The sequence below is a fragment of the Natronospira sp. genome (genome assembly GCF_007134575.1).
GTDB classification, from domain to species: domain Bacteria; phylum Pseudomonadota; class Gammaproteobacteria; order Natronospirales; family Natronospiraceae; genus Natronospira; species Natronospira elongata.
Map to the genome: position 1 here is coordinate 1 of NZ_SLKM01000020.1, position 11727 is coordinate 11727.

Below are 11727 nucleotides of genomic sequence, written 5' to 3' on the forward strand. Positions count from 1 at the left end.
AAACCGGCCGGCTATTTCTCCAGCACCGCCTCGTCTTCCGCGGACTTCACCGCCAGATCCAGCTCGCCGTCCTTGACCGTCACCGTGACACTGCCACCCTGGACCAGGCTGCCGAAGAGCAACTCCTCCGCCAGCGGGCGCTTGATGCTGTCCTGAATCAGTCGGGCCATGGGTCGCGCACCCATCTGAGGATCGTAGCCACGCTCGGCCAACCAGGCCCGAGCCGGCTCGTCCACGGTCAGCCCCACCCGCTTCTCTTCCAGCTGGGCTTCCAGCTCGATCAGGAACTTGTCCACTACCTGGGCAATGGTGCGCTCGTCCAGGTTCTCGAACTCGACAATGGCATCCAGGCGGTTGCGGAACTCCGGGGTGAACATGCGGCGGATCAGCTCCATGCTGTCACTGCTGTTGTCCTGAGCGACGAAGCCGACCGAGGCCCGCGCCCGCTCCTGGGCGCCCGCGTTGGTGGTCATGACCAGCACCACATTGCGGAAATCCGCCTTGCGACCGTTGTTATCAGTCAGTGTGCCGTGGTCCATCAGCTGCAGGAGGATGTTGAAGACCTCCGGATGGGCCTTTTCGATTTCATCCAGCAAAAGGACGGCATGGGGCTTTTTGGTCACCGCCTCGGTCAGCAGACCGCCCTGGTCATAACCCACGTAACCGGGTGGCGCGCCAATCAGGCGGCTGACCGTGTGCCGTTCCATGTACTCGGACATGTCGAAGCGGATGAAATCAATGCCCATGACCTGCGCCAACTGGCGAGTCACTTCGGTCTTGCCTACGCCCGTGGGGCCGGCGAACAGGAAGGAGCCAATGGGCTTGTCCTGCTGCCCTAGCCCGGAACGGGACATCTTGATGGCCGAGGACAGGGTCTCGATGGCCCGGTCCTGACCGTAAATGACCAGCTTGAGATTGCGCTCCAGGTTCTTGAGCACATCCTTGTCGGTGGAAGAGACCGTCTTGGGCGGAATCCGCGCAATCCGGGAGACGATGTCCTCCACGTCGGAGACGTGAATGGTCTTGCGCCGACGGGTCGCGGGGCGCAGGCGCATGTTGGCGCCGGCCTCATCGATGACGTCAATGGCCTTGTCGGGCAGAAAACGATCATTGATGTAACGGGCCGATAGCTCCGCCGCCGCCCGCAGGGAGCGCTCCGGATACTTCACATCGTGGTGCTCCTCGAAGCGACCTCGCAGGCCCTTGAGAATCTCCACGGTCTCGTCAACCGATGGTTCGGGCACATCAATTTTCTGGAAGCGCCGGGACAGGGCCCGGTCCTTCTCGAAAATGCCCCGGTATTCCTGATAGGTGGTGGAGCCAATGCAGCGCAAATCACCATTGGTCAGTACCGGCTTGATGAGATTCGAGGCATCCATGACACCGCCGGACGCCGCACCAGCGCCGATAATGGTGTGAATCTCATCAATGAACAGCACAGATCCGGGGCGACGCTTGAGATCAGCGATGACACCCTTGAGGCGTTTCTCGAAGTCACCCCGATACTTGGTGCCGGCAATCAGGGCACCCAGGTCCAGCGAGTAGATGGTGTTGTCGGCCAGCGGTTCCGGCACTTCCTTGTCCACGATACGCCGGGCCAGGCCCTCGGCCAGGGCGGTCTTGCCCACCCCGGCTTCGCCCACAAACAGGGGATTGTTCTTTCGACGTCGGCAGAGCACCTGAATGGTGCGCTCGATCTCCTGGGCACGACCAATCAGGGGATCGACCCGGCCTTCCCGAGCCAGACGATTCAGATTGGTGGTGTATTTGTCCAGCGGGGAGGTATCGCCCTCGTCCACCGCCACATCTTCTTCGCTCTGACTCTCGGTACCGTCGTCGTCGGAAATCTTGGAAATACCGTGGGAGATAAAGTTAACCACGTCCAGGCGGGTGATGGTCTGCTTGCCAAGCAGATAGACGGCGTGGCTTTCCTTTTCGCCGAAAATGGCCACCAGCACATTGGCGGCGGTGACCTCTTTCTTGCCCGAGGATTGCACATGGAAGACGGCCCGCTGCAGGACGCGCTGGAAGCCGAGCGTGGGCTGCACATCATCGCCCTCGCTTTCTTCCAGCAAGGGCGTGGTTTCGTCGATGAAGTGGGCCAGCTCCTGGCGGAGCTGCTCCAGGTCGGCACCACAGGCCTGGAGAATTTCAATGACCTGCGCGGCATCCAGCAGCGCCAGGAGCAGGTGCTCCACGGTCATGAATTCGTGCCGCTTCTGGCGAGCTTCCTTGAAGCCGGCGTTAAGGCAGAATTCCAGTTCCTTGCTCAGCATGTCGCACCTTTGCCCTTGGCGTTGCGGTTGGCGGTCGGAAGACAGGCTGACGACATGTCAGGCCTGCTCCATGGTGCACAGCAATGGATGCTGGTGCTGTTTGGCGTAGTCATTGACCTGGGCGACCTTGGTCTCCGCGATCTCGAAAGTGAAAACTCCACACACCCCTTTCCCCTGGGTGTGCACGTTGAGCATGATCTGCGTCGCCTTGTTCCGGTCCATGCGGAAAAAACGCTGAAGCACCTCAACCACGAAGTCCATGGGGGTAAAGTCATCGTTCAGGAGCAGAACCTTGTAAAGCGGCGGCCGCTTTACCGCAGGCTTGGCTTCCTGAACGGCAACCCCCGGGTTCTCCGGGCTGGAATTCTGTTGTCCTTTCTGCGCTCTCATACCCTGTATTTTAATCCATTCCCATGCCGGGCAGTAAGGGCGGCGTTACCCTTCGACGCCGCTCACAACCCAATGGTTGGCCCGGAAGCCGGGAAATTCAAGGGGATACAGCCATCAGCCCCTTTTCGGGTATAGACCCATTTATCCCGCGGATTCTCCATACCGCCCGTCATTCATCGCCGACCGGCCATCAAGCTGGTCCAGCAACCAGCGATACAGGCGGTGTCGGGCCGGGTCAGACACCAGCAGCCCTTCCACCAGCATCTCCACTTCCCAGTCCCGCCCGGCACGCATGGCATCCAGGGCCCGCTCATACTGGAGGGAGCGCTGCTCATCCAGCTCCGTCAAGCGATCCGGCAGGCCCAAAGGCTCATAGACGGTCACCACGCTCTCCCGACCGCGCACCGACTCCCGGCCCAATTCCATGAATCGCACTTCGGGCACGGCGTTGCGGGTGAATTCACTGGCGATGATGCCGACCCCGTAGCGGCGGGTCATTTCTTCCAGCCGGGATGCCAGATTCACGGCATCGCCCATCACCGTGTAGGCCATACGGAACTCCGAGCCCATGTTGCCGACACTCATGTGACCGGTATTGATGCCTATCCCCAGGCGAAGCTGCGGCCAGCCTCGCTCGCCGAACCGCTGGTTGAGCCGGTCCATCTCCTTCTGCATGTCCAGGGCGGCCATGACCGCCTTGCGGGCATGGTCCGGGGCATCCAGGGGTGCCCCCCAGAAGGCCATTACCGAATCGCCCATGTATTTGTCGATCGTGCCCCGGTGCTGGTGGATGACCCGCGTCATCGAGGTCAGGAACTCATTCATCAAATGGGTCAACTGGCGCGGATTGAGGGCCTCCGCAATGCCGGAAAAACCGTGAATGTCCGAAAACAGCACGGTCATATGGCGGCTTTCACCGGCCAGGCTGACCCGCTGGGGCCGCTCGTTCAGCTCCTGAACCAACTCCTTGGGCACATACTGGCCAAACACCTCGGACAGGCGGCTTCGGGAGCGGGCCTCAATGACCTGGCTGTAAAGGAGATGCAGCACGTAAAGGACCACCACGAACAGGGCCACCGAGGCATAGGGCAGGACCACCGAAGCCCAGTGCCACATGGCCAGGTTGAAGCCACTGAAGCTGACCAGGACCACCACGGCAGATAAGACCGACCCCCAGCCCCCAAAGACCATGAACGCCGCTGTCAGGAGCACCGCCAGCAACAGCAGCAGCAGAATCTCGCTGAGGGCGGGATTCATGGGGCTGTGCAGCATCCGCCCGTCGAGCAGGGCGGATAGCACATTGGCCTGGACCTCCACGTTGGGCATGGCCTGATCCACGGGGGTGGCATGCATCTGGGTCAGGCGCGAGGACCACCCCCCCACCAGCACCACCTTGCCGTCCAACAGACCATCCAGGTCCTCGCCGTTGAGGACCTGCGCAGCGGAGACGTAAGGAAAACTGAAGCGGGGCCCACGGAAAGGTATGTGTATGGCGGCCTGCCTGTCCATGAGGACCCTGGAACTGCCCACCTGCATCCGGTAAGCCTTGAATGGCCATCGCCCGCGATAGGCATCGATTTCCGGGGGATTGTCATTGTAGCCAGACACCAGCCAGGCCAGCTGCAGGGTCATGGCCGGGTAGATCTGACCACCATGGGCCCAGAACATGGGCATGCGCCGAAAATGGCCATCCGGGTCCACCAGGGGATTACTGGTAAAACCGCTGGTGGCCGCCTCGGCCACCTGGGAGATATTGGCGGTATAGCCTTCGGATTCCACTGGCTCCAGCCCATGGGGCAGGGACTCCCAGCGCATCACCGGGCTCGGCAGCACCCCCACCGAATAGCCCTCCTCACTGTCCCGCAGCAACATCGCCGTACTCACCGGCCGACCCCGCAGGGAATTGGCCAGGATTTCATCGGCGGTCACTTCGCGCTCCTCCGGTCTGCTGGGCTCAAGCCAGCCTCCGAGAGAGCGCCACTGGCTGTGTGCACGGGTAGCGGCGGAAGAAACCCGCTGCCCATCCTGCGGTTCGGCAAAAACCACATCCAGACCCACGGCTCTGGCCTCGTAGCGCTCGAACAATTGGTCCATCAGCGCCGCCATGCGATCCCGGGGCCAGGGCCAGCGGCCCTCCTGGGCCAGACTTGGCTCATCGACACCGACAATGACAATATTTTCATCCACCGACATGGGCATGGTCATGCGCAGGCGGGTGTCGTAGGCCAGGTTCTCGAGATGAGAAATGACCCGGATCGGGGTCAGACCGGAGGCATGGCCGGCAAAAACAGCGAGCAAAACGGCGCTGATCAGCAGCCGGATCTGCAGCTCCCGGGGGTGTCTGCTCCAAATTGGCGCTGACATGCCGCGACCACTCACCTTAAGAAATTCCCCTCGCTCATATTACTATTTGAACCTGCCGATGCCCTGACAGTCCACTTTACAACAATCGCGCCAACCGCTGGCCGTGATCTCGGGATCAGTGGCCGGGCGCCATTGACGGACGGAAAGGCTTGAGCCGGCGGTGCGCAAGTCCGTATGATTGTCGTTTCGGTCATTTTTTCACAGACGCCTGCTGGCAGGCGTCAGGCGGACGGCGGAATGCGTCTCGATCCAGGGAGTCTGAAAAAGTTGGGGGGATTCGATCGTGAGCGATTGCAAGGGCTTGCGCGTCATTTGCCTACGGCGTTCACGCTGGGGCTGGTGATCGCTATCGCCTATTCCGTGGCGGATATCGCCTGGCGAGTCATTCCCCTTGACGATGCCCCGGTCGCCAACGGCGGCCCAGCCCCGTCCGTTGCCGAGGTTCCGGATACCGAGGACCACACGGACCTTGAGCAGCTGTTGGCCCTGTCGGTGTTCGGCGAACCGGACCCGGAAGAGGACACCACCGAAGAAATTGACCTGGCCGAGCTGAACGCCCCTGAAACACAGCTCAATCTGGAATTGCGGGGGGTCCTGGCCACCGAAATCCCCGAAATGGCCCGCGCCATCATTGCCTCGGGCCGGGATGAGGACAAGAGCTACAAGGTCGGCGACAGCCTGGGCTCCGGCGCCACACTGCGGGCAATCTATTCCAACCGCGTGATTCTTGAGCGCGGCGGAGAGCTGGAAACCTTGCGACTGCCCCGGGAAAACGGCGAGGACGGCCTGGTGCGCGCTCAGGCCTCGGACAGGACGGCCCGGCAAGACCGGGGCAATGGTGACGAGTACACCGTTCCGGAAGACGTGGCCGGCCTGCGCGACAGCATTCGCGAGAACCCCGAACGAATTACCGATGTCATCCGCCCCACTCCCCACCGCGAAGACGGCGAGATGGTGGGATTCCGGGTTTTCCCCGGGCGCATGCGCGACGAGTTCCAGCAGATGGGACTGCGCGCCGGCGATATCGTGACCGCCGTCAACGGCACCCCCCTGGACAGCGCCGCGGCGGGTATGCGCCTGCTCAATGAGCTGGAAGACGCCAGTTCCGTGGAACTGACCATTCGTCGGGGCGGACGAGAAACCTCCGTGACCATCTCGCTGGGACAATGATTGCTGCACCAAGGGCAGCCCGGCTGGCAACAGACAACTGGAAGCAGAGAACGATGAGTAAGCAAAGCCTGGAAAAGAAAACCACGCGACCGGCCCGAATGCTGGCCATGACTCTGGCACTCTTGCTGCTGATGCCCGCCTGGGCAATGGCTGAAAAGGTCACCTTGAACTACAAGGAAGCCGATATTCGGGAAGTGGCAAATACCATTTCGGATGTCACCGGCAAGAATTTCATCATTGATCCCCGGGTCAAGGGGCGCATCACCGTGACGTCGTCGCGCCCGATTGCGCCAGATGATGTTTACGACACCTTCTTGTCCATCCTTCAGGTGCACGGCTTCGCTGCCATGGAAAGCGGCAACACGATCAAGATTGTCCCCTCCTCCGACGCCCGACAGATGCCCGGCTCGGAACTGGACGCCAGCACTGTTCACTTCAGTGATGAAATCGAAACCCGCGTCATTCAGCTGGAGCATGTGCCGGCCGCCCAACTGGTTCCCATCTTGCGCCCGCTGGTTCCCCAACACTCCCATCTGGCGGCAGTGGCGGTCTCCAACATGATCGTGATCGCCGACCGCACCGCCAATGTGGAACGCATCCAGCAGTTGATTCGTCGTATCGACCGGGCCAAGGACGATGAAATCGAAGTCATTCGCCTGGAACATGCCTCGGCCAGCGAAGTGGTCCGGGTGCTGACCTCCATGGACCGCCGCGACCGGGCCGAAGACGGCGTCCCCCTGAGCCTGGTGGCTGATGAGCGCAGCAACAGTGTCCTCCTGGGAGGCGGCCAGAGTGAACGCATGCGCATGCGGGCCCTGATCTCTCATCTGGATACGCCCCTGGAGGCTGGCGGCAACACTCAGGTCCGATACCTTCGTTACTCCGATGCCTCCACACTCTCCGAGGTGCTTCGAAGCCATATCGAGAATGGTGATGATGCCCGGGAAGGTGAACGGGTCAGCATTGTCCCTGATGAAGGCACCAATTCCCTGGTCATCACCGCCCCGCCGCGGCAGATGCGAGAGATCAACTCCGTCATTGAGAAACTGGATATCCGCCGCGCCCAGGTGCTGGTGGAAGCCATCATCGTCGAAGTCAGTGAGGACAAGACCGGTGAACTGGGCGTGACCTGGGCGGCGGTGGATGAAAGTGGCAGCAACCCCTTCGGCATCACCCGCTTCCCCCAGTCCGGCGCGGACATCGGCACCATCGGCGGCGCCGTGGCCGCCGGTGCGCCCGAGCAGGGCCTGCAAGCGGCTGGTGACGGCCTGCTGTTCGGCGTCGGCCGGACCCGGGCTGGTGGCCTGGACTTCGCTGCTCTATTCCGGGCCCTGGCCGGCGATTCCAAGACCAATATTCTCTCCACCCCCACGCTGCTGACCATGGATAACGAGGAAGCAGAAATCACCGTGGGCCAGCAGGTTCCCTTCATCACCGGCAGTTTCTCCGGCCCCGGCGCGGGCCGTGGCGGTGATCGGGGGGATCAGCGTGGCGGCGGGGTCGGTACCGGCTTCGGCAACCCCTTCCAGACCATTCAGCGCGAGGACGTGGGCATTTCCCTCAAGATCACTCCGCGTATCAACGAGGGTGATGCGGTCTTTCTGGATATCGAGCAGGAAGTGTCCAGCATTGCCGGCGGGGTCAGTGGCGCTGCCGACCTGATTACCAACAAGCGCTCCATCAACACGCGAGTCATCGTCGAGGATGGTGAGGTCATTGTCCTCGGCGGCCTGATCGATGAGCAGCTCCGGGAACAGGAGCAACGGGTGCCCATCCTCGGTGCCATTCCTGTACTGGGCAATCTGTTCAAGAGCACCAGCACCAGTTCCGAAAAACGCAACCTGATGGTGTTCCTCAAGCCGGTGATCCTGCGTGGCCCGGATGAATCGCGCTTTTACACGGAAGCCAAGTACAACCGCATCCGTGATGTCCAGGCCGGTGATCGCAGCCGTGTGCCACTGATTCATGGCGCCCGCCGCCCCCAGCTCGAGCCACTGGAGCAATTCCGTTACACGCCTCACCATGACCAGGACGAGAACGACGGCAGCAGCCGCCGGGGACCCCGTCTGGACATGGAAGACGAGGATAATGATGGCGACGACTGACCCCCTCCAAACTGCCGCCGACGAGCGGACGGAAGACAGCCTCCGGGAAGCAGGCGAGGAGTTTGAGGCGCCTGTCGAGGGGGCGGAAGAAGAGGAAGTTGCGGGCCGGCTTCCCTTCGCCTTCGCCCGCCGTCACGGCGTGCTGTTGGGTGAGAAACTCGACGACGGTCGCATCGAACTGATCTGCCGCCCTGGTGTGACACCGGCCTGTCTCCGGGAAGCCCGTCGCTACGCCGGGGTTGCGCTTTCGCCCCGCAAGGTCTCCCGCGAGGAATTCGACAATATCCTCCAACAGGCCTACGAGGATGCCGGCTCGGCCAACAAGATGATGGAAGGCATCGAGGAAGATGTCGACCTCAACAGTGTTGCCCAATCACTGCCGGAACCCGAGGACCTGCTGGAAGCGGATGATGACGCACCCATCATTCGCCTGATCAATGCCCTGCTCACCGAAGCCGTCAAGGAATCGGCCTCGGATATCCATATTGAGCCTTTCGAGAATCGTCTGGTGGTTCGCTTCCGTGTAGATGGGGTTCTGCGGGAAGCACTGACCTCACGGCGAGCCGTTGCCCCTCTGCTGGTATCCCGGGTCAAGGTGATGGCCAAACTCGACATCGCCGAAAAACGGGTACCCCAGGATGGCCGCATCTCCCTGCGGGTAGCTGGCCGTGCCGTGGACGTGCGTGTCTCCACCCTGCCCTCCGGCCACGGCGAGCGCGTGGTGCTTCGACTGCTCGACAAGCAGGCCGGACGACTGGACCTGGACCACCTGGGCATGGAACCCAAGGCCCAGCGGCTCATGGACGAGCTGATCCACAAGCCCCACGGCATCATTCTGGTCACCGGCCCGACCGGCTCGGGCAAGACCACAACGCTTTATGCCAGCCTTACCCGGCTGAACGAGACCAGCCGTAACATCATGACCGTGGAAGACCCCATCGAATACTACCTCGATGGCATCGGCCAGACCCAGGTCAGCACCAAGGTCAATATGACCTTTGCCCGCGGTCTGCGGGCCATCCTGCGTCAGGACCCGGACGTGGTCATGGTGGGTGAGATTCGTGACCTGGAAACCGCCGAAATTGCGGTGCAAGCCAGTCTCACCGGTCACCTGGTGCTCTCCACCCTGCATACCAATACCGCCATCGGCGCCGTGGCCCGGCTGCGTGACATGGGGGTGGAGCCTTTCCTGCTCTCCTCCTCGCTATTGGGCCTGGCCGCCCAGCGGCTGGTAAGGCGTCTTTGTCCCGACTGCAAGGAAGCCTACGAGCCCGAGGAAAGGGAACGTGAAATGATCGGTCTGCCCGACCAGGAACGCCTGACCCTCTACCGCCCCAAGGGCTGCGAGGCCTGCAATCACAGCGGCTATCGGGGGCGGATGGGCATCTACGAGCTGGTCCCCATCGACGATCACATGCGCACCATGATCCATGATGGCAGCTCGGAACAGGCTCTGGAGCGCTACGCCCGCCAGTTGACGCCAAGCATTCGCGAAGACGGGCGACGCAAGGTACTGGCCGGGGAAACCACCATTCAGGAAGTGGTCCGAGTCACGCGGGAAGACTGACAACATGGGCGCATTTGAATACACCGCACTGGATATCAAGGGCAAGCAGAAAAAGGGCGTGATCGAGGGCGACACCGCCCGCCACATCCGGCAACAGCTTCGTGAACAGCGACTGACCCCGCTGGATGTGCAGGAGGTATCCGGGCGCAAGACCGTCAGTCGCGGCGGTCAGAAACGTGCCGTCATTCCCACCCTTGGCCGCGGCATCAGCGCCGGGGATCTGGCCCTGCTCACTCGCCAGTTGGCCACTCTCATTCGAGCCGGCCTCCCCCTTGAAGAGGCCGTCAGCGCGGTGGCCCAGCAGTCGGAAAAACCGCGCATCAAGAGCATTCTGATGGCTGTGCGCTCCCGGGTCATGGAAGGTCACACCCTGGCCGATGGCCTGGCCGAATTTCCCAACGCCTTCCCCGAGATCTATCGCTCGACCGTGGCCGCGGGTGAGCAATCCGGCCACCTGGACGGGGTGCTGGAGCGCCTGGCCGAATACACCGAGAATCGCCAGATCATGCGCCAGAAGATATCCCAGGCCATGGTCTACCCCATCGTGCTGACCGTGGTGGCAGTACTGATCATCGTCGGCCTGCTGGTGCACGTGGTCCCGCAAGTGGTAGAAGTGTTTGAAGATACCGGACAGGACCTCCCGGGCCTGACCCAGGGTCTGATTGCGACCAGCGAATTTCTGCAGGACTTCGGTATATGGATTGGCCTGCTGCTGGTTGCAGCCTGGTTCGGCATTCGACATGCCCTTCAGCGTGAGGGACCCAAGCGGCGTTTCCATCGCTTTCTGCTCACCCTGCCCCTGATCGGCCGGATGAACCGGGGTTTCAATACGGCCCGCTTTGCCCGAACCCTGAGCATCCTGGCCGGCAGCGGCGTGCCGGTGCTGGACTCAATGCGCATATCCGGCGAAGTGGTGAGCAACCTGCCCATGCGCAAGGCCATTGAAGAGGCCACCAATCGGGTCAGGGAGGGGGCCCCCATTGGCCGCTCCCTGTCGGCCAGTGGTCTGTTCCCGCCCATGACCATTCACCTGATCCGTAGCGGTGAAACCTCTGGCGAGCTCGAGGAAATGCTGGACCGGGCGGCCACCAATCAGGAGCGGGAGATGGAGTCCCTGACATCGACCCTGATGTCCCTCCTTCAGCCCATGCTGATCATGGTCATGGCCCTGATTGTGCTGATCATCGTGTTGGCACTGATGATGCCCATCCTGGAACTGAACCGGCTGGTGGCCTGATTCAGGGCTGCCAGGCGGCCGTGCCGCTGGTACCGATACCCCTTTAACCGGCTGGCAGGACGTTGCATAGTGGACATGTGCGTTCGGTCCCGGAGGTCAATGCCATGCGCCCTGCCCTGCTTTCCCTGGCTGCCATTCTGCTTGCCCTGGTCATTTCCCTGGGCAACCCCCTGGCCAATGAAGACGATGAACTGGTCACCGTGGAGTTGGCCACGGTTGGCCTGGACGAGCGCAGTGGTGCCCCCGTGGCGCTTCTCAGGGAGCCCGACAGTGGCGAGGTCGTCCCCATTTTCATCGGAGTGATGGAAGCCCAGGCCATCCTTCAGGGTCTGCATGAGGTAAGTACACCTCGCCCCATGACCCATGATCTACTCGCCAGGACCCTGTCGGCCCTGGATGCCGAAGCCATCTCCCTGCAAGTCCATGACCTTCGCAACGGTACGTATTACGGCCGTCTGATGTTGCGAAAGGACGGCCAGGAAGCACTGATCGAAGTGGATACCCGCCCCAGTGACGGCCTTGCACTGGCCGTGCGCTCGGGAACGGAAATCCAGGTTGCCCGCAAGATTCTGCGAGCCGATCTGGAATTCGACTTCCGCGCACCGGAGGAAGAACAGA

Annotated in this window: 8 protein-coding genes; 5 read left to right on the forward strand and 3 right to left on the reverse strand. The window is 61.9% G+C overall.

The genetic code is table 11. The annotated features are described in order from the left end of the window. Positions 1–11: 11 nt before the first annotated feature. The 3 genes from clpA to ACJWXQ_RS00810 form a co-directional block, all read right to left on the reverse strand. On the reverse strand, positions 12–2276 hold the full coding sequence (gene clpA, locus ACJWXQ_RS00800) for an ATP-dependent Clp protease ATP-binding subunit ClpA (RefSeq protein WP_406671939.1): 2265 nt from the start codon (positions 2274–2276) through the stop codon (positions 12–14). 57 nt (positions 2277–2333) lie between these two features. Then, entirely contained in the window at positions 2334–2666 is a 333-nt protein-coding gene (gene clpS / locus ACJWXQ_RS00805; protein WP_346053044.1) for an ATP-dependent Clp protease adapter ClpS, read from the reverse strand. 141 nt (positions 2667–2807) lie between these two features. Continuing rightward, the gene (locus ACJWXQ_RS00810) at positions 2808–5030 is read right to left on the reverse strand and encodes an adenylate/guanylate cyclase domain-containing protein (protein ID WP_346053042.1); all 2223 of its coding nucleotides are present in this window, start codon (positions 5028–5030) and stop codon (positions 2808–2810) included. A gap of 237 nt (positions 5031–5267) precedes the next feature. On the opposite strand from ACJWXQ_RS00810, the gene gspC reads away from it, so the two are divergent. The 5 genes from gspC to ACJWXQ_RS00835 form a co-directional block, all read left to right on the forward strand. Then, positions 5268–6200 carry a type II secretion system protein GspC gene (gene gspC, locus ACJWXQ_RS00815; RefSeq protein ID WP_346053040.1) on the forward strand — a complete coding sequence of 311 codons (933 nt, stop codon included), beginning with the start codon at positions 5268–5270 and terminating at the stop codon, positions 6198–6200. Positions 6201–6253: 53 nt separating this feature from the next. Beyond that, positions 6254–8305 carry a type II secretion system secretin GspD gene (gspD, locus tag ACJWXQ_RS00820; RefSeq protein ID WP_346053038.1) on the forward strand — a complete coding sequence of 684 codons (2052 nt, stop codon included), beginning with the start codon at positions 6254–6256 and terminating at the stop codon, positions 8303–8305. Continuing rightward, the gene (gene gspE, locus ACJWXQ_RS00825; protein WP_346053048.1) at positions 8292–9872 is read left to right on the forward strand and encodes a type II secretion system ATPase GspE; all 1581 of its coding nucleotides are present in this window, start codon (positions 8292–8294) and stop codon (positions 9870–9872) included. The genes gspD and gspE overlap by 14 nt, the downstream gene beginning before the upstream one ends. Before the next feature lie 4 nt (positions 9873–9876). Further along, on the forward strand, positions 9877–11109 hold the full coding sequence (gspF, locus tag ACJWXQ_RS00830; protein WP_406671940.1) for a type II secretion system inner membrane protein GspF: 1233 nt from the start codon (positions 9877–9879) through the stop codon (positions 11107–11109). Positions 11110–11213: 104 nt separating this feature from the next. Then, the coding region (locus ACJWXQ_RS00835) for a bifunctional nuclease family protein (protein WP_406671941.1) at positions 11214–11727 on the forward strand (514 nt) is incomplete at its 3' end.